This is a genomic window from Pseudomonas sp. NPDC089428 (assembly GCF_044749325.1).
In the GTDB taxonomy this organism is placed as follows: Bacteria; Pseudomonadota; Gammaproteobacteria; order Pseudomonadales; family Pseudomonadaceae; genus Aquipseudomonas.
The window spans coordinates 316424-335543 of the sequence record NZ_JBIVHT010000001.1 but is presented as its reverse complement, the minus strand read 5'-3'; the positions used below and the strand labels follow the sequence as shown (position 1 = coordinate 335543).

Genomic DNA, 19120 nt, shown 5'->3' with positions numbered 1-19120 from the left:
TGTTTTAGGATGAATGCTGCATGAGCCCCACCAAGGACGAATCTGCCGGCCCGTCGCCGATCAAAGACCTGTCCCTGGCGATTGACTCACTGAAAGGGCTCCTGGAAATGATTTACGCCAAGTCGGCGTACCTAGGTCATTTCTGCGTGATCATGATCATCGTCTGCCCTCTCTATGCTATCTATACTTGGGGTAAGATTGGGAGGCCTGAGCGCGCAGCGGATGAGAAGGCCGAGAAGGCTTTCAAAAAGAAGCTTGCCAAGGGCAAGAAGTCCGGAGGTAAAGGGAAATGATCGAATTTGTCGTAGCTAGCCTGCTGGCAGCTTTGACTGTCGGATACTGGCGACTCTGCAGATCCCGGTCCCTTCCGCTGAGGGAAAAGGCATCTCAGCTGGTTACCGATTACATTGAGCGGGATGACGTATCTGAAGATGATGCCCGATCGATGTTCGGGGCTTACTTCATCGCGACCAAATGCTGGTTTTTGCCACTGGCCGTGGTGTTGTCGATCCCAATCATTCCATACCTGGCTCTGGTCAGCAAACCAGGGGACAAATCGACGCCGGATGCTAAGCGGAAGATCATGACCAGCTGCATGCTGTTCCATGTCGTCCGAAATCCTATTATCTCTGTCCTCTGCCTCTCGATAATTTTCGCTTGGACAATGGTCTTTGTAGCTGGCGGACTGCTGACCCGTAGGCTGACCTCGGTTCCAACGCTAAATCAGTTACTGGATATTTTGAGCATGCTCAGACCGGAAAGAGACAAGCACGCACACTGATCCTAGAGCCCGCCTCGGCGGGCTTTTTCATGCCCAGCCAACGCCACGCGCCACGTGCTACTCCTGAGTTTGCGCTGCTCCCCCGTCACGTTTCGCGCGAATAAGGCAAAATGCCATCATCTGCGATAGAATCGCCCTACTCCCCGCGTGTAGGGGAGAATTGAGAAAACCAACAAGGGGTCACGGATGTTCGCACTTCGCACCCTTGTGGCTGCTGCCGTTATCGCAATGACGACTGGCTGTGCCACAGGGCTCAACTCATCTCAAGAATCTGAGCTCGCAAAATATCGAGCCAACAACATGGCAGTCCAGGAGAAAAGCCCTGGGACCGCGGCTGGATTTGGCGTTCTTCCGGGTGGCGGTTCATTCTATGGCCGCTCATACGGCTACGGCGTTGTGAATCTGCTGCTCTGGCCCATCTCGATCCTGTGGGATCCGGTCAGTGGCTACAATGCGGCAGAGTCCATCAACTACCAAGCAACTAAAGCTCATGTAGCCAGCTTGAAGCGCCGCGACATGGACGCGCTGGACTCCAAGCTAGCGTCCAAGGAGATTGATCTAGAGCGCTATACACTCGAGAAGCGCAAGGTGGACGATACATACTCCAGCCTTTGAAGATTGAAACGAAAGCCCGCCACTACGCGGGCTTTTTCATGCCTGCGCGCCGGCCTGGCGCTTTAAATTTCCCCTTCCTGTAGCCCGCCACTGAGCGGTTTTTTTGTGCCCGAATGAAAAAATATTACCAGCGGCATTGACACATAAATAATGCCATTGGTAATGCTTGATCCATCGAGGCGCTACACAGCCCCTCGGGAGGCCCCCAGCCTCACCGCTCTTTAACAAGCCAGACCGCCGAGCCTGCAGGCATAGCAGGCCACCATCCCCGCAGGGCTCTGGTGCGATCAGGTGTGCCGCGATAGAGCGGCATCCAAGCGGCGCGCATGCCTCGACAGATGCAGGAAGCGCGATACCGGGTGAGCGACCGGGGCCTGAGAGAGAACAGATTTCACTGGCTGGCCTTGGCGACAGGGCCAGACGGGAAATCAACAGCCCTGGAGGGCAAACAGATGCGCAATATCAACCAGTTCCGCAAGCCAGGCGAAACCACTGAGCAGTTCCGTTCCCGTCGCGCCCGCGGCGTCTGCGTAAACATTCAGAGCTGGATTCAAGAGCAGCGCGAGCTGTTCGGCCTCTCGAAGGGCTACGCCGATCGCCCGAGCATCCGTGCGCAGTGGGACAAATATCGCGCCAAGTACTTCGATCGCCTGGCCCTTGCAAAACCTCTTCCGTAGACAACCAGCGACACGACAGCCTGTCGTTAACTGCCCGATGCCCTGCTCCCCTTCGCAGGCTGTATCGGAGTGAGATCTGAATGCGCAGGCTGATGCGCGAGTGTAAGACCTGGTGGATCGCGGGAATCATGGCCGGCAAAGTGAGTAAGCGCCCAGATGGCCATGGCGAGTCCAACAATAAGCGGCTGAAACCTTCGCCCCGGTGAAACCCCGGTGTCACTGAGGCCGCTAATAGCCAAGCCGGAGATCAGCGCCAGCCAGATCACACCCCGATGCAGAGAAGCGCCCAGCTCCGGGCGCGGTTACCGAAGTACCTGTGGACGTCCCTGCCCTCGCTCTGAGGGTAAACGAATTGCGCCGCTGGATGGGTCCACGCCAAGCCAGCTACCGGGGTAGCGCCCGGCATCTGCATCACCCATTCCCTTCACATCGACCGCATTGGCAGGCGCCAGGCCACCTTTCACGGTGGGTTTGGTCACCCGCGCCTGGCTCCTGGCCAATGCGGTTGCACAACCACTAGGAGGATGCCATGGGCGCACTTCGAGCAGCACAATGGCACTACGACAACCAGTTGCCGCCGGCGGTGAGCGAAAGCGCGGCTGAGGAAGCTGAGGCACGCTGGATCGACGACGGCATTGCCGAACTGATGGCGCGCCGTGATGTGGTGTTCCAGCGCAACTTCCGGCAGCGTGGCGTGACCTTCGAGCGGTTCGCCATCGCAGTGGACGAGTTCGTGATGGGCCAGCTCGGCCTGTCGGACATCAGCAAATCGGTGCTGGGCCGCCTGGTCCTGGCAGCGCGCTGCAAGTCGACCAGCGAAGCTGCATCAGCCGCCGACGAGATCATGAGCGTGGCCAACCCTGACGCCATGCTGCAGGAGATCGCCCGCACCCTGCTCACGCCCTTCGCGAAAGAAGGAGTGCTGGCCCAGGCCGAGGACGAGCGATGAAAAGCCCGCACGTCCTGATCGACAACGAGCTTGACGCCATGGCCGACCCAGCGACTCCCCTGTCCTGGCAATCCATGGTCCTCAAGCTCCTAACCGAAATGCTGGCCGACCAGCGCATCACCATCGAAGAATTCAACCACTACTGCGGGCGCCTCAACAAGATCGTTAATGGGCGCAAGGAGGTTGCATGACTACGCCTATTTTCCCGTCGATCATCGACGACCAGGTGGCTGAGGTTTCCCAGGCAGTGCCAGACGACCGCATCCTGATGGTGTTCAAGGGCCTAACCATGGAAGACGCCATGAACCAGGCGCGCCTGGCCCACATCGAGAACCCGGCAGCTTGGTCTGGTCGGGCCTACCTCTGCGGCATGTGCACCCTCGCCTACGAGGTCCGCACGTGAGCCGCCAGCAGGCCAGACGCATGGCGTTCTGGCGCGGCTCCTTCTCCATGCTCTTCGCCAGCACCTTCTTCATGCTCGCCAGCTCACTGGCCGGCAGCATCACTTCCTGAATCACGTAGCCGAGCACGGCGGCCCTTCGGGATAACCGTACCCCTTCGGGAGCGTAAGCGGCGAGAGCGCGCAACCATCCACCGCAGCCAGGGCCTAGACCTTACCTCCGTGCCTGGGTGACCTGGCATTTCCCCTTTCAACTGACGGCGCCGGCCAGGCGCGAGGTTTTCCAATGTCCACTACCAACATGCGCATCTGGGAGCAGGTGCAGACCACCGATACCCGCTACACCAAGAACGCCGAGGTCGGCGGCCAGAAGATCACCAGCCTGAACGGCACCGCAATGGTCATGAAGGCGACCGAAATTTTCGGCCCGGTCGGTATCGGCTGGGGCTGGAAGGTCATCGAAGAGCGATTCGATGACGGCCACGAAGTGTTCGCCGGTGAAGGCGACAAGCGAATTTGCCTGGGCCGGGAGATCGGCCACACCGTCAAAATCCAGCTCTGGTTCATGCAGGACGGCCAGCGCGGCGAGGTCGAGCAGTACGGGTGCACCCGTTACCAGTACAAGACCAAGTACGGCATGACCACCGATGGCGAGGCGCCGAAGAAATCCCTGACCGATGCCATCAAGAAAGCCCTGTCCATGCTGGGCTTCAGCGCCGACGTGTTCCTTGGGATGTTTGACGACCAGAACTACGTCCAGCAGTTGCAAGCCGAGCAGGCCATCGAGCAGGCCGAAGACCGCCAAGCCGAGATCGAGCGCCAGCAGCAGGAGCGCCTGGACTTCATCAGGGACACGATCGAGACCATGCAGAAGGCGGTGACGCCGCATGAGCGCAAGAAAATCCACGACCACGCCGTGCGCAAGCTTATCGGCCGCAAGGACGAGAAAGGCGCGGCGCGGATCTCCCTTGAATTGAAGAACCTCGAAGCCGGCAAACCGCAGGAGGCCGCAGCATGACCCAGCTCTACGCTCTCACCGGCCAGATGGCCGAGCTCGCTGCCATGTGCGACACCGACGACGAAGGCCTCAAGCAGGCCATTCAAGACACCATGGCCGGCATCCAAGGTGAGTTCGAGGTGAAGGCCGACAACATCGTCATGCTGCGCCGGAACATCGAAGGCGACATCAGCGCGATCGACGCGGAGATCGACCGCCTCAACGAACTCAAGCGCATCAAGGCCAACAGCGTGACCGCCATCACCGACTACCTGCGCCGGAACATGGACGCGGCCAACATCAAGTCGATCAAGCGACCGCTGTTCACCATCAGCCTGGTCACCGGCAAAGAGAAGGTGATCGTCGACAACGAACAGGCGGTACCGGATGAACTGACGTCTGTGGTGACCAAGATCGCGCCGGACAAGAACGCCATCGCGGCAAAGCTCAAGGCTGTCCGCGAGCACAACGAAGCCGTGCGCAAGCGCATGGCTGCCGGCGAAGACTGTGAAGTCGAACTCATCCCTGAGCCAGCCTGGGCGCACCTTGAGCGCGGCGAAAGCTCGATCCGCATCAAGTGAGGTGAGCATGAACCAATCCATCGACCTGGAGGCCGCCAAAGCGGCCTTCTTCGCGTCTGGCGGCCAGCTTGTTGTGCTGGAGGGGTTCACCTATCGGCCGCTTCCAGAACGCAAGCACCCCGCACCATCGCCTAAGAAGCGCCGCGGCCTGCCGCCAGTGCAGAGCGGGACGCGCCAGGAAAAGGCCAGGGCTAAAGCTCAAATGGTCGCCGAGCTGGCAGCCACGATGACCTGCCGCGAAGCATCCCAGGCGCTGGGCGTGCCCCAGGCAACACTCTGGGACCTGGCAAAGCGCAACGGCTTCACCTTCGTCTCTGCGGCGCGCGGTAAGCACACGCCAAAGCCCGATGATGAAGAGCGCGACGCCAAGCTGGCGGAGCAAATCCAAGCACTTAGGGACCAAGGCCTCTCGCGTCACAGGGCCACGCTGAGCTTGGAGATCGGCCACACCACCATGAGCCGCATCATCAAGAAGTTCGGTATCGATTTTCCGGTCAAGAAGCGGAGGGCTTAGGCATGCCACGGGTAAAACCTGAAAAGATCCACCCTCTTCCTTACTACCAGGGGCGTACCACTCGAGCGGCTGGAAGGTGCCGGGCTTATCAGCCGCACCCGGAAATGACTGTCGAAAGCGCATGGTGGCTTGCCGGCTGGCACGATTGCGATATGGAGCTAACCATTGAACCGAAAGATCATGAAATCGCTGCAACTGCACAGGCGGCGTGAGCAGTTCAACCTACCGCCCAGCGGATTGAAGGAGGTGCCGTATGGCGATGTCTCAGCAGGCCCGCGACGAGAAGCGCCGCGCCAAAGCAGCCAAGCTGCAGGAAGAAGACCTGCGTTTTAAGGTTCGACCAGGGACTAAACAGGCCCTGCTGGAGCTGATGGAGTGGGCCGGGATCGAGGAACAGGGCGAGGCGATGACGCTGATGATTCATCACATCGAGGCGCTCGGGCATCACGCACTGTTCAGAATCGCGCGCCACGAAATCGAGGCTCACCGAAATGTGGTGCGGACCGAGCCGCTGCGGCTTTCAGCCAGAAAGCGAACCGGCCAGAACCTGCGAGCGATCTGCGGCTGGGCAGACGCCTCGGCCAGCCAGATGATCGAGGCACTGATCCACGGCATTCACGCCCTTGGCAGGCTGCACGCAGCGAAGTTTCTCACCCCGCCGCGGCACGAGATCAGCATCTCGCCGCGCCTGGCCCTGGCCTTCGACCGGAAGAGCATGCTGATGATTCAGCAAGATCCTGGGGATGAGGTGATCACTCCTCTACTTGCTTGAACTCGCCTTCACCGGGGAAGCCCATGTCGGCCCAGATCTGACCGAGATCCTTACCTTGCAACACCGCCGCATCGTAAGTAGAGGAAGTCAGCTCAAAGAGCTTTGCCTTACCTGACTTGTCGCCTACGAGCACCACGATCACAGAATGCGGAACCTTCTCCTGCCCTCGGTAACGGAAGCGCAAAGACAGTTCCGCGCCTTTGTATTCCCAGTTGACCGATTTAGGTCTGTCGGTTGCGAGCTGCAAATCTGACATCAGATCTATTCCTATAAATTGGCAAATTTGACCATCCGTAATACCCCATCCGAAACCAAATTGCCACCATGCCGCCACCAGCACGGAGGGCGGCGCATGCATGGAGAAAGCCATGAGCAACTACAACTGCGACTACGTCCGCCGCCACTACGGCGTGCCGGCCGAGATCGGGCGCCGGGTGATAGCCAACGGCGAGCCTGGCATCATCATGGCCGACCGTGGCCACTACATCGGGGTCATCCTCGACAGCGACCCGAAGAAGCGCATCCGAAACTACCACCCTACCTGGGAAATGCTATACGGCGATATGGCCGAGAAGCTGCCACTAAAGCGTTACCAGGTACTGGTTGCCGGCGGGATTGGCGGGCCATCACCAATCGAAAATTGTCGATGTGTTGCCAACACGCCCTCGCAGGCCAAGTAAAAGGCCTACGAGCGGTGTGAGTATCACGACATCGAGTGCATGTTCGGCTTCAAAGTCCGCCGGAGCTGGCTCTCCGAAGATTCCCGCCAATTGGGCTGCTCACCGCGGTGAATCTGGCGTAATTGCCGCAGATATTGCCCACCGTCTTAGTCAATACATTTTAGACGGTAGCACGTAGCTTATTTATCTTTTTTCTGCCGCACTGAGTGCTTTTTGCAAATCATCAGCTTTGCTGATTCTAGCCAATGCAGAGGCAAGCATCAGAATTGCGAACCCGCCTAAAAGAAGAATAATTATGCGAATGTACTCATTTACGGGCCAGCTCACCAGCATAGTCATGGTGAGCACCGCCAGCATCATACTTATTAATGCGCGAAGGAGGTTTGCATTGATCTGCGCCAAAGTTTTTATTTTTTCCGACTCGCTTGCAGCTAGCGTCACTACCAGCTCCTCGAACCTAGCAAGCTTCTTTTCGGTTCGATTTTTCCAGACGTCAGAAAACCGACCGAAAACACTATCAATGCCGCTCTTTACATAGGCTGCAAATACGCTTATTAAAAGACCAACAATTACAACCGAAGCCCACCAATACGTACTCGTCAAGTTTTCTACAAAAGCTTCCATATTACCCCCCACCAAAAATTAGATCAACACAAACAAACCCCGAAGATAGACTTTGAAAGAACCTACTAGTAGCGCTTCCCAGTAACGCAAACCATCGGAGGCTTGACCTCCAAGACTATCATGATTCATCTGCCAATTCTAAACCACTCAGTTCGCTTGATGCCCCATCTCCACCGACTTTGCACTTCCCAAATCGCGCTCTTACCCAACGTGTGGAGCACCTACGCGCAAGGACAACGACATGACCCAACGACAGCACGACGAAAGCAAGCTCGAGCGAGTCATCCGCAAGATAAAACGTTGCCTGGCCCTTTCCAAAAGCTCTAACGAGAACGAGGCAGCCACGGCAATGCGCCAGGCCCAGGCGCTGATGCGCGAGTATCGCCTCACCGAGCTGGATGTGCGCCTGAGTGACGTGGATGAGGTTCAGTCGGAGAAGTCCAGGGTGAACCGCCGGCCAACCTGGGATCGACACCTGAGCGGGATAGTTGCCAGGGTGTTTGGCTGCCGACCGCTCTCGTACCGCCACTGGTGCAACGCATCCGACCGCCTAGTTGAGCGAGCCCTGTTTGTCGGCGTCACGCCAGCACCCCAGATCGCGATGTACGCCTACGAAACCTTGCTTTCCAAGCTGACGCAGGCAAGGCGCGAATATGTGGCGCAGGTCCGATCCGGCAAAAGCCGCAGCGCCTACTCGCCCGAGACTGCCGGCGATCACTTCGCAATCGCCTGGGTTTCAGCGGTGCACGGCAAGATCCATGAGCTGGTGCCTCGCGGCGAGGAAGATCAGGCCATCGAACAGCACTCCAATGGGCGCGACCTCGTCGCAGTGGAGAGCCAGGACAATTCACTGATAGAGCAGTATCTGGCCGGGCAACAAATCGGCAAGCCACGCAAGGCTCGCCCGATTGAACTCGACATGGCCGCCCAGATTGCAGGGATGCTGGCCGGGCAGAAGGTCAAATTGAATCCCGGCCTGGCTACATGCGGAGCAACACAGCTGCAACTGACTGGCGCGTAAAATTTCAGCATAAAGACAGCAATCGACTTGTTCGCCGGCCTCGGCGGAGGGAAGGCTTTTATTTAGGCCAAGCTGAAAGAATCCCTATTGCGATACCACCCAAACCGGTCAGGGTGGTCAAGCGAAAAGTCCATGCTTCTCGACGATGCTTTTGCTCCTCTCTGATTGCTGTACGCACAGTCTGGATACCTTTTTCAGTAAGGTACTTCGGCTGCCTCGGATCATCGTCCCAATCAACTTGCGCGTACATTGTGCGGTCGTCGAGAGGCGGCATGGGAACGATCAAATCATCCGCTACAGAACGCAGATAACTTGTAAGGATGATCATGCGCCATTCATGCAAGCGGTCCGCCTGCCTGTAAAACTCTTCCAGCTGACCGCTTTCATAGGCAGCTTGAGTGCCTGATGGTCGATTCAGTTCGTGCTTTAACGCTGCTCTCGCCTGTCTGTGCAGATCGATTCGGTACTGAATGAAGTTAAGCATCAAGACCCCCTCTTTTGAATTCAGCGAACTATAGCCGCGAGGTATCCCCATGCCCACAGAAAACCGATCCAGCAACACAGAGATGATCAGCGTGCCGTCAGGTATGCGCAGCGTGCTGTCGATGATCCTGAACGCCCTTGACCGCGATGCTGCCGACGGTAAGACCGTTCGCGGCGAAATGGCACAAGATCTCCGAAGCGTTATGGCACAGCTAGCCCCGCAGCCCCACCCCGAGCCAATAGCCTGGATGGTTGGTACTGCCTTCTGGTGGACCAAAGAAGAGGCAGAGAGGGATGCGGCGGAGACTGGGCTGTCGATTGTTGGGCTGGGGCCGATGGGCGAAGCCGCTGAGGTTGAGCGGCTGCGAGAAGCACTGAAGTTCTACGCCGACCGGGACCACTTCGCTGAGGACATTGGCAGCGACTGGGACACCGTGAGCGGCGAGCCAGCGAACGTGCTGTGGCATGACTGCGAGGCCTGGTTCGTGGAAGACGGCTCCATTGCCCGTGCAGCCCTGGGAGCAACACCTGACAGCCTTCAGTTGACCTGAACAGGCTCCGGATCCACAAGAAATAACGCGCCCTCGATCTCCGCGATTGCGCCAGGTACCTGCTCAGGGGTAACCCAGCGCCACGACGCATTGCCAATTAGGCCACCAATGGCCTGACGGCGAAGCTGAACCAGATCAAGCCCCTGTTGCTCTGCCGCAGCGAACACTGCTGCCAGCGCTTGCTCCAAATGCATAACCCGTTCTGTAGTCATGGCTGCTCTCCGGTTGGGACGCTAAGTCTAGTCTTCTCCCGATGACCCGGATGTGAAAACGCCAAGAGCACATTTGTACTCCGCTCAGCTGTAACCCTCTCTCCTCTATTTTGAGCAAGCCATCTTGTCGAATTCAGGAAGAGTTCCGTTTGCAATCCGGCGAGCCCGGCCCACTCCCCAGGCCATCGCTCTCGTCATCGATTCACCGGGGCGAGAGTCAAATGCTTCCTCGTGAATAGCCATGCCGCCCGGGGCATACACACCGATGAACATTTGCGTTTGGCCTGTACGTGACAAACGCACTTGAACATCGAGGCTGCTCCCATCGTCCAGCTCTTCCTCATGACATCGGTGGTGGAGTGCTGGATCCGCCCAGCTCCAAAAAACATCACCGCGAATGCGCATACCGAGCCTCCTTCTCTCTTCGCCCATTGATTGAGTAACCACGATAGCTCTGCATCTTTTGGGGGCAAACATGTTGTACCAGCACTAGCAGAAAAATCTGACCACCGGGCCAGATTCTTGTACCGAACTTTTATTTTGTACAACTTACTGCCGCGATATGGCGGCCAAGGACGAAGTCATGCCTGAAGAAAAGCAACCGATCCAGCCTTTGCAGGTGGAGCGCGACGAATACGGCTTCTGGACCCACCCGGCCTGGCCGGACGACGGCGACGAATGCGTGCTGCCTTTCAGCTGGTTCGGCGACCACGGACTGGAGCACTGCGTGGTCGAGATGGAAAACGACGAGCCTGAAGGAATGATGGAAGCCTGGATGGACGATGGCGACTACGACTGCACGCCCTGGCAGCCAAGCAAGCCGGCCGGTGAAGGCTGGTTCACTTTCTCGATTCACGACACCGAGGATGGCCCTGTCTGCGTCTGGGTGCGCCGTGTAGTAACGGCCCCGTGCTCGCATATCTGGGTGAAGGCGTCCAACCGCGGGGTCGGCACCGGCGACATTTGCCAGGCATGTTTGCAGGTGCGGCCATGACCCGCCTTGCCCTCTGCCTTCTGCTGCTCGCCACCGGCACCAGCGCAACCGAGAACGTCATCGACGTGCAGCACGACAGCCAGCGCGGCGTCACCTGCTACCTGCTGAATGGGGTCGGCATCAGCTGCATCCCCGACAGCCAGCTGCAGGCCAGCAACCAGCGCCAGCTCTCCCCGCACGAAACCCAACCCGAACCTACACCCGCTCTGGCGCCTGGGCGCTGGATTGATGAGAGGTATGAGCTGTGAAGGCACTTTCAATTAGACAACCATGGGCCTGGCTGATCATCAGCGGTGGCAAAGACATCGAGAATCGAACCTGGCACACGAAGTTCAGAGGCCGTTTCTTGGTACATGCCGCCACCGGCATGACCCGTCGTGAGTTTATTTCGGCCTTTGATTTCATGGCCCGCAGGGGGATCAAGCCGCCCTTCCCGGTGCCGCCTGACAACTTGCTACGGGGCGGGATCATTGGCTCCGTTGAGCTTATCGACAGTGTCGACCACAGCGAATCGCCTTGGTACATGGGCGAGAAAGGGTTCGTGCTGCGCGATCCACAGCCGCTCCCGTTTGTCCCGATGAAGGGGCGCCTAGGATTTTTTGATGTGCCCGGCGAGGTGCTGGTATGACCGACCTGATCGAAGTGAAGACGGCAGACCTGGTCGGCCATGCGCTCGATTGGGCAGTCGCCCAGGCTGAAGGCCTTGAGGTCTTCCTGGTGGGCCCTCAGTACAACGTGCCGTGGCGCGTGTTCTGGAAGAAGCGCGGCCAGGTGTTGGAGTGGGATGTGCTCTACAACCCGCACGAGGACTGGGCGCTGGCCGGGCCCCTGATCGAGAAATACAAGGTGTCGCTCTCGCCGCCAACCAGCGCCGTGCACCGCAACTTCGGCTATATGGACAAGCGCAACGGCTACTACGAGTCGGGATTCTGGGGCAGCACGATCTTCGGCAAGGAGCGCAAGCACCGCCGCACCACATTCCACCATCCCGATAACCCGCTGATCGTTGCCATGCAGGCGATCGCGCAATTTGAGCTAGGCGATACCGTCCTGGTACCGAAGGAGCTGATGCCATGTTCTTGATCCCGCTGGCCGCACCAATGCTCATGGCCTACCTGGTATGGAAGGGGCCGCGATGAAGCTGATCTATCGCATCAATCGCTGGCTGCCTTTCGGCGGTTTGCCGATTGCCCGGGTTCAGCAGGGCCGTAACACCTGCACGCTTTACAAGAACGGCTGGGTGCTGATCAGCGACGGCAAGAGCACCGACGCCCTCCCGATCAACTTCACCAGCCAGGCACTGGTCGACGCGTTCGCGGCCGAACTCGCCTAACCCCTCCCCCAACTACTCAAGCCCGCCGACATGCGCGGGCATGGAGATCTATCGCCATGCCAATCATCACCGTGACCACGACCGTCATCACCCGCTTCGATGTGCCCGAGGGCGTAGGCATCGATCTGATCCGCCACCAGGCGCTGCCAGTGCTTGGCGAAGACGACGAAGGCACTGATGCAGTCGGCGCCCTGCAGGACAACGCTCTGAACCAAGTCTTCATGGGCGCGGCTGACGCTCGCTCACAGTCCGTCGAGCACTCCATCACCGAAGGCGAATACTGACCACCAACCTGCCGCCACCGGCGGCGTGGAGACCATCCCATGGAAACCGAGATCCTTTCGGACGAAGAGCTGGCCGACCTGACCGGTTACAAGGCCAGGGGCTGGCAGCGCCGCTGGCTCAACGAGCGCGGCTGGCACTTCGTCGAGAGCCGCGGCGGCCGGCCCCTGGTGGGTCGCCAATATGCCCGCATGAAACTGGGCGTAACCCTCGAGGTGGTGCCGCTGGCACCGCCGCCCCCGCCACCCGTACCAGCTTGGACGCCAGATTTTTCAAAGGTGAGGTGATATGCGCCCCCGTAGCACAGAGAACAGGGATTTGCCGCCGGGCGTGTACCGGCGCAAGCGCACCAGCAAGAGCAAGAAGAACCCGAACAAGGCGTGGATCAGCTACTACTACCGCGACAAGGACGGCAAGGAAATCGCCCTGGGTACGGACCTCAATCTGGCCCGGATGAAATGGGCCGAGCTGGAGGCCCGGGAAAAACCGCGTGACTTGCTGCTGATGGGAGCGATTTTTGATCGCTACGAGCGAGACATCATCCCCAAGAAAGGCGAGCGCACGCAGAAAGACAACCTGGCAGAGCTCCGGCAGCTGCGGCCGTTTTTCGAGAAAGCACCCATTGAGGCCATTACTCCAGCGCTTGTCGCCCAGTACCGAGATGCACGATCGGCTCCGGTGCGTGCGAATAGGGAGATCGCCCTCCTATCGCACGTCTACAACATGGCACGGGAATGGGGGCTCACCTCCAAAGAGAACCCATGTCAGGGCGTTCGCAAGAACAAGGAAGTGCCCAGGGACTTCTATGCGAACGATGCGATCTGGAAAGCGGTTTACGCAAAAGCGGTGGGTGAGCTGAAGGACGCCATGGACCTGGCTTATTTGACGGGCCAGCGTCCGGCGGACGTGCTGGTGATGAGAAGGGATGACATCGAGGATAAAGCCCTCGGCGTGAAACAGAAGAAGACCCACAAGAAGCTGAGGATCATGCTCGAGGTGGATGGGGTCGAAAGCGGCCTGGGCGCCCTGATCCGCAAGATACTGGAGCGGAACGCGTCGCACGGCTCGCCGTATCTCCTGCTGACCGAGTCGGGAAAACGTGTTACGGCCGCCATGCTCCGCCATCGCTGGGACGATGCTCGGGAGGAAGCAGTGAAAGAAGCGGTAGCGGCAGGCGACCAGGTGCTGGCAGGCCGTATTAGCCAGTTCCAGTTCCGTGACATCCGCCCGAAAGCTGCATCCGAAATCATCGATGTCGACCACGCCAGCCTGCTGCTGGGCCACACCAAGGGCGACATCACCGAGCGGGTATATCGCCGAGTTGGGGCACTGGCGAAACCGACCAAGTAAGAAAGTATCGGAAGCGCTTCCAAAATAAACCATTCCCAAGGGTGTTCCCACGGGTCGTTTTTCTATGCCCCAGAAACGCAAAAAGCCCTGAATAATCAGGGCTTTGAATATGGCGGAAGCGTAGAGATTCGAACTCTAGGATAGTTGCCCATCGACGGTTTTCAAGACCGTTGCCTTAAACCACTCGGCCACGCTTCCAGCTCGTTTTGCGGCCGCCATAATACCGTAATGAAACACGCTGTCAAACTCTCTGTGTCGCGGGTTGCGGAGGCTCTGTTAGACTGCTTGCATCTGAACGTCTCAAACCACGGTTCCATAAGGAGTGTCGCCATGCGCGAACAGGATTATGCCGTACACCACGGCCAACAAGCCGAGCAGCAGGAGGTCAGCAAGGTCCTGCGCAACACGTACAGCCTGCTGGCACTCACCCTCGCCTTCAGCGGGGTCATGGCCTTCGTCGCCCAGCAGATGCGTGTCGGTTACCCGAACGTGTTCGTCGTGCTGATCGGTTTCTACGGTCTGTTCTTCCTCACTGCCAAGCTGCGTGATTCGGTCTGGGGTCTGGTGTCCACCTTCGCCCTCACCGGCTTCATGGGCTTCATTCTCGGCCCGATCCTCAACCGTTACCTGGGCATGGCCGGTGGTGCCGAAGTGGTCAGCTCGGCGTTTGCCATGACCGCGCTGGTGTTTGGTGGTCTTTCGGCCTATGTGCTGATCACCCGCAAGGACATGAGCTTCCTCAGCGGCTTCATCACCGTTGGCTTCTTTGTCCTGCTGGGTGCCGTGGTGGCCAGCTTCTTCTTCCAGATCAGCGGCCTGCAACTGGCGATCAGCGCTGGCTTCGTGCTGTTCTCGTCGGTCTGCATTCTGTTCCAGACCAGCGCGATCATTCATGGGGGCGAGCGTAACTACATCATGGCGACCATCAGCCTGTATGTATCGATCTACAACCTGTTCATCAGCTTGCTGCAGCTGTTTGGCATCATGGGTCGTGATGACTGATTGATTGCTGCTTGAGAAAGCCCGCTTAGGCGGGCTTTTCTTTGCGTGATGGAAATGTGGTGGGCTGCGGGGTGTTCGCCTTGAGGGGTTCAGCGCCTGTGAGATCGAGCGCCGCCCGCGCGGCGCTCGATCTCACAGGCGCTGAACCCCTCAAGGCGAACAACTGGCCAGCCTCCCCCTTCCTCCACAAACCCCACCCTAAACACTGACTTAAAAGTCAGAAAACCACGCAAATGGTCGCCGATCATGCCGCCATCGTGCATTCCCCTACCGCTATCGCCCTTCTGCCCGTAGAATGCGCTCCTTTTTTCTTCCGGGGCAGCTTCACCGATGAGCTCACACGAACACAGCCCAGGCGCGGCGGCGCCTGCCAACGAACTGGTACTTGGCCTCGAGGACAAGCCACGGCTGTTGATCGGCCTGCTGGCAGCCCTGCAGCACCTGTTGGCGATCATCGTGCCGATCGTCACCCCAGGCCTGCTGATCTGCCAGGCGCTGGGCGTTTCGGCTCGTGATACCAACCTCATCGTCTCCATGTCGCTGGTGATCTCCGGTATCGCCACCTTCGTCCAGTGCAAGCGCTTCGGCCCGTTCGGTGCCGGGCTGCTCATCGTACAGGGCACCAGCTTCAACTTCGTCGGGCCGCTGATTGCCGGTGGCGCGTTGATGGTCAAGCAAGGTACGCCGGTCGAAAGCGTGATGGCGGCGATCTTCGGCGTGGTGATCGCTGGCTCCTTCGTCGAGATGGGTGTGTCGCGCATCCTGCCATTCGTCAAACGCCTGATCACCCCGCTGGTGACCGGTATCGTCGTGTTGATGATCGGCCTGACCCTGATCAAGGTCGGCCTGATCAGCATGGGCGGCGGCTTCGGGGCGATGGCCAACGGCACCTTCGCCAACGGCGAAAACCTGCTGCTGTCGGGCGCGGTGCTGGCGGTGATCGTGGTCCTCAACCGCATCCCGGTGGTGTGGATGCGCAGTTGCGCCATCGTTATCGCGCTGGCGGTCGGCTATGCCCTGGCCGGCTACCTCGGCCGCCTGGACTTCACCGGCATGCACGAGGCTGCACTGTTCCAGGTGCCGATGCCGCTGCACTTCGGCCTGGGCTTCTCCTGGGCGCTGTTCATTCCGATGCTGGTGATCTACCTGGTGACTTCGCTGGAAGCCATCGGTGACGTCACCGCCACCAGCAAGGTCTCGCGCCAGCCGGTCGAAGGCCCGCTGTGGATGTCGCGCATCAAGGGCGGCGTGCTGGTCAACGGCGCCAACTCGCTGCTGGCCGGCCTGTTCAACACCTTCCCCAGCTCGATCTTCGCCCAGAACAACGGTGTGATTCAGCTGACCGGCATTGCCAGCCGCCACATTGGCATCTGGATTGCCGCGATGCTGGTGCTGCTGGGCCTGTTCCCGAGCGTGGCCGGTGTGATCCAGGCAGTGCCTGAGCCGGTGCTGGGTGGCGCGGCCATGGTCATGTTCGGTGCGGTTGCCGCGTCGGGCATCAACATCCTGGCCAGTACCCGCCTGGACCGTCGTGCCCTGCTGATCATCGCCGTGTCGCTGGCGTTGGGCCTGGGTGTGGCACAGGTGCCGGAATTCCTCGCGCACATGCCGGCGGCGATTCGCAATGTGCTGGAGTCGGGTGTAGCTACCGGAGGCATCTGCGCCCTGGTGTTGAACTGGTTCCTGCCTGAGAGCAAGGAACAAGCTTGAGTCTTGTGCCCTCCAGTTAGGACCAGTGGGCCGCTGCGCGGCCCATCGCAGCGGTTCGTCGCCACGACAAGCCAGCTCCCACGGGCTAGCGTCAGCCTCAAATACAGGAAGCTCGACCCGCCAGGTAGAAGCGGGGTCGGGCTTTTTTGCTTTATCATGGCGGCATTCCTTTGCACGAGTTGTCCATGAAATTCGCTATCGCGGTTTTTTCCCCGGCCCATGCGCCCTCCTCGCGCCGCGCCTTGCGCTTCGCCGAGGCGGTGTTGGCTGGCGGGCATGAGATTGCCCGGCTGTTCTTCTATCAGGACGGGGTGCACAGCGCCTCGGCCAACGTGGTCGCGCCTCAGGATGAGCAGGACATCGCCGCCCAATGGCGAGCCTTCATCGAAATCAACCGGCTCGACGCGGTGGTGTGCATCGCCGCCGCCCTGCGCCGTGGCGTGCTCGATGAAGCCGAAGCCAGCCGCTACCAGCGCCCGGCGGTGAACCTGCCCAAGCCGTGGGAGCTGTCTGGCCTCGGCCAGTTGCACGAAGCCGCGCAAACTGCCGACCGCCTGGTCTGCTTCGGAGGCGACTGAAATGGCCAAATCCCTGTTGATCATCAGCCGCCAGGCACCCTGGAACGGCCCATCCGCCCGCGAAGCGCTGGACATCGCCCTGGCCGGCGGCGCCTTCGACCTGCCGCTGGCCATGCTGTTCCTCGATGACGGCGTGTTCCAGCTGGCGCCCGGCCAGCAACCGGCCGCCGTGGAGCAGAAGAACCTCGCCGCCAACCTGCAGGCGCTACCGATGTTCGGCGTTGAAGAGCTGTTCGCCTGCCAGCACAGCCTGGCGCGTCGTGGCTTGGCCGCCAATGGCCTGGAGCTGCCAGTGGAAGTGCTGGACGATCCCGCCCTGCAAGCCCTGATTGCCCGTTTCGACCAAGTGGTGACGCTCTGATGGCAACCCTGCACGTTTTATCCCACTCCCCGTTCGGCGACGAGCGCCTGGACAGCTGCCTGCGCCTGCTGGGCGCCGACGACGGCGTGCTGCTGTGCGGCGATGCGGTCTACGCCCTGCGCGAGGGCAGTGCCCCCCAGCAACAGCTGCAGGCGGCCAACCTGGCTCAGCGCCTGTTCGCCCTCGACGAAGACCTGCAGGCCCGCGCCATCAGCAGCGCATTGGCCAAGCCTGTGGACTACCAGGCTTTCGTCGAGCTGTCGCTGCACTACGACAAGGTCAACAGTTGGTTATGAGTACGCTGAACGTTGGCGATCGCGCCATCGCCCTGGACAAGGACGGCTTCCTGGTCGACCTGCAAGACTGGTCGCACCCGGTCGCCGAGGCCCTGGCCGAGCGCGAAAGCATCGCCCTGACCGCCGACCACTGGGAAATCCTCGAACTGCTGCGCCAGTTCTACGACGAATACCAGCTGTCGCCGGCCACCCGCCCGCTGATCAAGTACACCGCGCTCAAGCTGGGCACGGAAAAGGGCAACAGCCCGCACCTCAACCGCCTGTTCAACGGCACCCCCGCCAAACTCGCCGCCAAGCTGGCGGGCCTGCCCAAGCCGACCAATTGCATATGACCGACGCCCGCCCGCTGACCCTGGAAACCCCGGCTGAACACCCGTTCGCCGAATTCGTGCGCATCCTTGGCAAAGGCAAACGCGGCGCCCGCGGCCTGACCCGCGAAGAAGCCCGCGCCGCCATGACCCTGCTGCTCGAAGGCAAGGTCGAAGACACCCAGCTGGGGGCCTTCCTGATGCTGCTGCGGCACAAGGAAGAAAGCGCCGAAGAGCTCGCCGGTTTCACCGAAGCCCTGCGTGCGCACCTGCAGGCGCCACGCATCGCCGTGGATATCGACTGGCCGACCTACGCCGGCAAGAAGCGCCACCTACCCTGGTACCTGCTCAGCGCCAAGTGCCTGGCCGCCAATGGCGTGCGCATCCTCATGCACGGCGGCGGCGCGCACACCGCCGGGCGCATGTATACCGAACAGCTGCTGGCACTGCTGCAGATCCCGCTGTGCCGCGACTGGGCGGCGGTCGGCCAGGCCCTCGACCAGCAGCACCTGGCGTTCGCCCCGCTGCACGACTGGGCGCCGCAGCTGCAGCGGATGATCGACCTGCGCAACACCCTGGGCCTGCGCTCGCCCATCCATTCCCTGGCACGGGTGCTCAATCCGCTGGGCGCGCGTTGCGGCCTGCAGAGCATCTTCCACCCCGGCTACCAGGCGGTGCACCGTGAAGCCAGCCGCCTGCTCGGCGACCACGCCGTGGTGATCAAGGGCGATGGCGGCGAGATCGAGGTCAACCCCGATGTCATCAGCCACCTCTACGGCACCCGCGCAGGCGAAGCCTGGGACGAGGAATGGCCGGCGCTGAGCGAGCGCCGCCATGTGAAGCCACCGAGCCTGCAGCCCGAACAGCTGCTGGCGGTGTGGCGCGGCGAGGCTGAGGACAGCTATGGCGAAATGGCCGCGATAGCGACCATGGCCTTGGCGCTGCGTGGCCTGGGCCAGGATCGCGAACAGGCTTTTGCCAGCGCACGGGGTTACTGGGCTGCGCGAAACCAATCGAATAACTAGATAGTAAGGGGGCATTCTTTGCGC

At 60.2% G+C, this 19120-nt stretch carries 35 protein-coding genes and 1 tRNA gene; 30 read left to right on the top strand and 6 right to left on the bottom strand.

Annotated elements, in window-relative coordinates; translation table 11 throughout:
* Positions 1-20 precede the first annotated feature (20 nt).
* The 12 genes from ACIPZ5_RS01770 to ACIPZ5_RS01715 all read left to right on the top strand — a co-directional run bounded on the left by ACIPZ5_RS01770 (position 21) and on the right by ACIPZ5_RS01715 (position 6286).
* Positions 21-293: a hypothetical protein gene (locus ACIPZ5_RS01770; RefSeq protein ID WP_054883260.1), complete on the top strand. Its 273-nt coding sequence runs from the start codon at positions 21-23 to the stop codon at positions 291-293.
* A complete protein-coding gene (locus ACIPZ5_RS01765; protein WP_400806230.1) occupies positions 290-781 on the top strand; it encodes a hypothetical protein in 492 nt (163 codons plus the stop codon). Before ACIPZ5_RS01770 ends, ACIPZ5_RS01765 begins: the two co-directional genes overlap by 4 nt.
* A 186-nt stretch (positions 782-967) precedes the next feature.
* Positions 968-1396: a hypothetical protein gene (locus ACIPZ5_RS01760; RefSeq protein ID WP_400806227.1), complete on the top strand. Its 429-nt coding sequence runs from the start codon at positions 968-970 to the stop codon at positions 1394-1396.
* A 452-nt stretch (positions 1397-1848) separates the two neighbouring features.
* The gene (locus ACIPZ5_RS01755; protein ID WP_400806225.1) at positions 1849-2073 is read left to right on the top strand and encodes a hypothetical protein; all 225 of its coding nucleotides are present in this window, start codon (positions 1849-1851) and stop codon (positions 2071-2073) included.
* Between the two features lie 529 nt (positions 2074-2602).
* Positions 2603-3022, top strand: coding sequence for a hypothetical protein (locus tag ACIPZ5_RS01750; RefSeq protein ID WP_400806222.1), 420 nt, complete (start codon positions 2603-2605; stop codon positions 3020-3022).
* A complete protein-coding gene (locus tag ACIPZ5_RS01745) occupies positions 3019-3213 on the top strand; it encodes a hypothetical protein (RefSeq protein ID WP_400806220.1) in 195 nt (64 codons plus the stop codon). Before ACIPZ5_RS01750 ends, ACIPZ5_RS01745 begins: the two co-directional genes overlap by 4 nt.
* The gene (locus ACIPZ5_RS01740) at positions 3210-3425 is read left to right on the top strand and encodes a hypothetical protein (RefSeq protein WP_400806217.1); all 216 of its coding nucleotides are present in this window, start codon (positions 3210-3212) and stop codon (positions 3423-3425) included. The genes ACIPZ5_RS01745 and ACIPZ5_RS01740 overlap by 4 nt, the downstream gene beginning before the upstream one ends.
* Positions 3426-3708: 283 nt before the next feature.
* On the top strand, positions 3709-4440 hold the full coding sequence (locus tag ACIPZ5_RS01735; protein WP_400806214.1) for a Rad52/Rad22 family DNA repair protein: 732 nt from the start codon (positions 3709-3711) through the stop codon (positions 4438-4440).
* Positions 4437-5000, top strand: coding sequence for a siphovirus Gp157 family protein (locus ACIPZ5_RS01730; protein WP_400806212.1), 564 nt, complete (start codon positions 4437-4439; stop codon positions 4998-5000). The genes ACIPZ5_RS01735 and ACIPZ5_RS01730 overlap by 4 nt, the downstream gene beginning before the upstream one ends.
* 7 nt (positions 5001-5007) lie before the next feature.
* A complete protein-coding gene (locus tag ACIPZ5_RS01725; RefSeq protein ID WP_400806210.1) occupies positions 5008-5514 on the top strand; it encodes a hypothetical protein in 507 nt (168 codons plus the stop codon).
* Positions 5515-5516: 2 nt separating this feature from the next.
* The gene (locus ACIPZ5_RS01720; protein WP_400806207.1) at positions 5517-5726 is read left to right on the top strand and encodes a hypothetical protein; all 210 of its coding nucleotides are present in this window, start codon (positions 5517-5519) and stop codon (positions 5724-5726) included.
* 41 nt (positions 5727-5767) lie between these two features.
* Entirely contained in the window at positions 5768-6286 is a 519-nt protein-coding gene (locus tag ACIPZ5_RS01715; protein ID WP_400806204.1) for a hypothetical protein, read from the top strand.
* Here the strand turns inward: ACIPZ5_RS01715 and ACIPZ5_RS01710 are convergent.
* On the bottom strand, positions 6267-6656 hold the full coding sequence (locus ACIPZ5_RS01710) for a hypothetical protein (protein WP_400806202.1): 390 nt from the start codon (positions 6654-6656) through the stop codon (positions 6267-6269). The genes ACIPZ5_RS01715 and ACIPZ5_RS01710 overlap by 20 nt on opposite strands.
* Here ACIPZ5_RS01710 and ACIPZ5_RS01705 point away from each other — a divergent pair.
* Positions 6655-6966 carry a hypothetical protein gene (locus tag ACIPZ5_RS01705; protein WP_400806200.1) on the top strand — a complete coding sequence of 104 codons (312 nt, stop codon included), beginning with the start codon at positions 6655-6657 and terminating at the stop codon, positions 6964-6966. The two genes, ACIPZ5_RS01710 and ACIPZ5_RS01705, sit on opposite strands and share 2 nt — an antisense overlap.
* 183 nt (positions 6967-7149) lie before the next feature.
* Here the strand turns inward: ACIPZ5_RS01705 and ACIPZ5_RS01700 are convergent, their stop codons facing one another.
* The gene (locus tag ACIPZ5_RS01700) at positions 7150-7590 is read right to left on the bottom strand and encodes a hypothetical protein (protein ID WP_400806197.1); all 441 of its coding nucleotides are present in this window, start codon (positions 7588-7590) and stop codon (positions 7150-7152) included.
* A 241-nt stretch (positions 7591-7831) separates the two neighbouring features.
* Here ACIPZ5_RS01700 and ACIPZ5_RS01695 point away from each other — a divergent pair, with 241 nt between their 5' ends.
* Entirely contained in the window at positions 7832-8611 is a 780-nt protein-coding gene (locus ACIPZ5_RS01695) for a DUF2786 domain-containing protein (protein ID WP_400806195.1), read from the top strand.
* A 58-nt stretch (positions 8612-8669) separates the two neighbouring features.
* Here the strand turns inward: ACIPZ5_RS01695 and ACIPZ5_RS01690 are convergent, their stop codons facing one another.
* Positions 8670-9095: a hypothetical protein gene (locus ACIPZ5_RS01690; protein WP_400806193.1), complete on the bottom strand. Its 426-nt coding sequence runs from the start codon at positions 9093-9095 to the stop codon at positions 8670-8672.
* A 49-nt stretch (positions 9096-9144) separates the two neighbouring features.
* On the opposite strand from ACIPZ5_RS01690, the gene ACIPZ5_RS01685 reads away from it, so the two are divergent.
* On the top strand, positions 9145-9645 hold the full coding sequence (locus ACIPZ5_RS01685; RefSeq protein WP_400806191.1) for a hypothetical protein: 501 nt from the start codon (positions 9145-9147) through the stop codon (positions 9643-9645).
* Here ACIPZ5_RS01685 and ACIPZ5_RS01680 read toward each other — a convergent pair.
* Complete coding sequence (locus ACIPZ5_RS01680; protein ID WP_400806188.1) at positions 9633-9857, bottom strand: hypothetical protein; 225 nt, start codon at positions 9855-9857, stop codon at positions 9633-9635. The genes ACIPZ5_RS01685 and ACIPZ5_RS01680 overlap by 13 nt on opposite strands.
* Before the next feature lie 105 nt (positions 9858-9962).
* Positions 9963-10262, bottom strand: a complete 300-nt coding sequence (locus ACIPZ5_RS01675; RefSeq protein ID WP_400806186.1) for a hypothetical protein — start codon at positions 10260-10262, stop codon at positions 9963-9965.
* Positions 10263-10440: 178 nt separating this feature from the next.
* On the opposite strand from ACIPZ5_RS01675, the gene ACIPZ5_RS01670 reads away from it, so the two are divergent.
* Genes ACIPZ5_RS01670 through ACIPZ5_RS01635 form a run of 8 tightly spaced genes read left to right on the top strand, consistent with a single transcriptional unit; the run spans position 10441 to position 13816 of the window.
* Entirely contained in the window at positions 10441-10851 is a 411-nt protein-coding gene (locus ACIPZ5_RS01670; protein WP_400806184.1) for a hypothetical protein, read from the top strand.
* Positions 10848-11099 (top strand): hypothetical protein, encoded by a 252-nt coding sequence (locus tag ACIPZ5_RS01665; protein WP_400806182.1) that lies wholly within the window; start codon positions 10848-10850, stop codon positions 11097-11099. The genes ACIPZ5_RS01670 and ACIPZ5_RS01665 overlap by 4 nt, the downstream gene beginning before the upstream one ends.
* Entirely contained in the window at positions 11096-11479 is a 384-nt protein-coding gene (locus ACIPZ5_RS01660) for an ASCH domain-containing protein (RefSeq protein ID WP_400806180.1), read from the top strand. Before ACIPZ5_RS01665 ends, ACIPZ5_RS01660 begins: the two co-directional genes overlap by 4 nt.
* On the top strand, positions 11476-11934 hold the full coding sequence (locus tag ACIPZ5_RS01655) for a phage protein NinX family protein (protein WP_400806177.1): 459 nt from the start codon (positions 11476-11478) through the stop codon (positions 11932-11934). The genes ACIPZ5_RS01660 and ACIPZ5_RS01655 overlap by 4 nt, the downstream gene beginning before the upstream one ends.
* A 52-nt stretch (positions 11935-11986) precedes the next feature.
* Positions 11987-12184, top strand: a complete 198-nt coding sequence (locus ACIPZ5_RS01650; RefSeq protein WP_212632465.1) for a hypothetical protein — start codon at positions 11987-11989, stop codon at positions 12182-12184.
* A gap of 56 nt (positions 12185-12240) precedes the next feature.
* Positions 12241-12468: a hypothetical protein gene (locus tag ACIPZ5_RS01645; RefSeq protein WP_186617712.1), complete on the top strand. Its 228-nt coding sequence runs from the start codon at positions 12241-12243 to the stop codon at positions 12466-12468.
* A 39-nt stretch (positions 12469-12507) separates the two neighbouring features.
* On the top strand, positions 12508-12753 hold the full coding sequence (locus tag ACIPZ5_RS01640) for a DUF4224 domain-containing protein (RefSeq protein ID WP_085614919.1): 246 nt from the start codon (positions 12508-12510) through the stop codon (positions 12751-12753).
* Between the two features lies 1 nt (position 12754).
* Positions 12755-13816: a tyrosine-type recombinase/integrase gene (locus tag ACIPZ5_RS01635; protein ID WP_400806175.1), complete on the top strand. Its 1062-nt coding sequence runs from the start codon at positions 12755-12757 to the stop codon at positions 13814-13816.
* Positions 13817-13926: 110 nt separating this feature from the next.
* Here the strand turns inward: ACIPZ5_RS01635 and ACIPZ5_RS01630 are convergent.
* Positions 13927-14014: transfer RNA gene (locus ACIPZ5_RS01630), tRNA-Ser, on the bottom strand.
* Positions 14015-14146: 132 nt separating this feature from the next.
* On the opposite strand from ACIPZ5_RS01630, the gene ACIPZ5_RS01625 reads away from it, so the two are divergent.
* The 7 genes from ACIPZ5_RS01625 to ACIPZ5_RS01595 all read left to right on the top strand — a co-directional run bounded on the left by ACIPZ5_RS01625 (position 14147) and on the right by ACIPZ5_RS01595 (position 19096).
* Positions 14147-14818 (top strand): Bax inhibitor-1/YccA family protein, encoded by a 672-nt coding sequence (locus ACIPZ5_RS01625; RefSeq protein WP_400806174.1) that lies wholly within the window; start codon positions 14147-14149, stop codon positions 14816-14818.
* Between the two features lie 330 nt (positions 14819-15148).
* Complete coding sequence (locus ACIPZ5_RS01620; RefSeq protein ID WP_261940754.1) at positions 15149-16528, top strand: nucleobase:cation symporter-2 family protein; 1380 nt, start codon at positions 15149-15151, stop codon at positions 16526-16528.
* A gap of 185 nt (positions 16529-16713) precedes the next feature.
* A complete protein-coding gene (gene tusD, locus ACIPZ5_RS01615) occupies positions 16714-17106 on the top strand; it encodes a sulfurtransferase complex subunit TusD (protein ID WP_085674356.1) in 393 nt (130 codons plus the stop codon).
* 1 nt (position 17107) lies between these two features.
* Positions 17108-17467, top strand: a complete 360-nt coding sequence (gene tusC / locus ACIPZ5_RS01610) for a sulfurtransferase complex subunit TusC (protein WP_400806171.1) — start codon at positions 17108-17110, stop codon at positions 17465-17467.
* Complete coding sequence (gene tusB, locus ACIPZ5_RS01605) at positions 17467-17763, top strand: sulfurtransferase complex subunit TusB (RefSeq protein ID WP_261940757.1); 297 nt, start codon at positions 17467-17469, stop codon at positions 17761-17763. The genes tusC and tusB overlap by 1 nt, the downstream gene beginning before the upstream one ends.
* The gene (locus tag ACIPZ5_RS01600; RefSeq protein ID WP_085674362.1) at positions 17760-18095 is read left to right on the top strand and encodes a TusE/DsrC/DsvC family sulfur relay protein; all 336 of its coding nucleotides are present in this window, start codon (positions 17760-17762) and stop codon (positions 18093-18095) included. The genes tusB and ACIPZ5_RS01600 overlap by 4 nt, the downstream gene beginning before the upstream one ends.
* Entirely contained in the window at positions 18092-19096 is a 1005-nt protein-coding gene (locus ACIPZ5_RS01595) for a glycosyl transferase family protein (RefSeq protein ID WP_400806169.1), read from the top strand. The genes ACIPZ5_RS01600 and ACIPZ5_RS01595 overlap by 4 nt, the downstream gene beginning before the upstream one ends.
* Positions 19097-19120 lie beyond the last annotated feature (24 nt).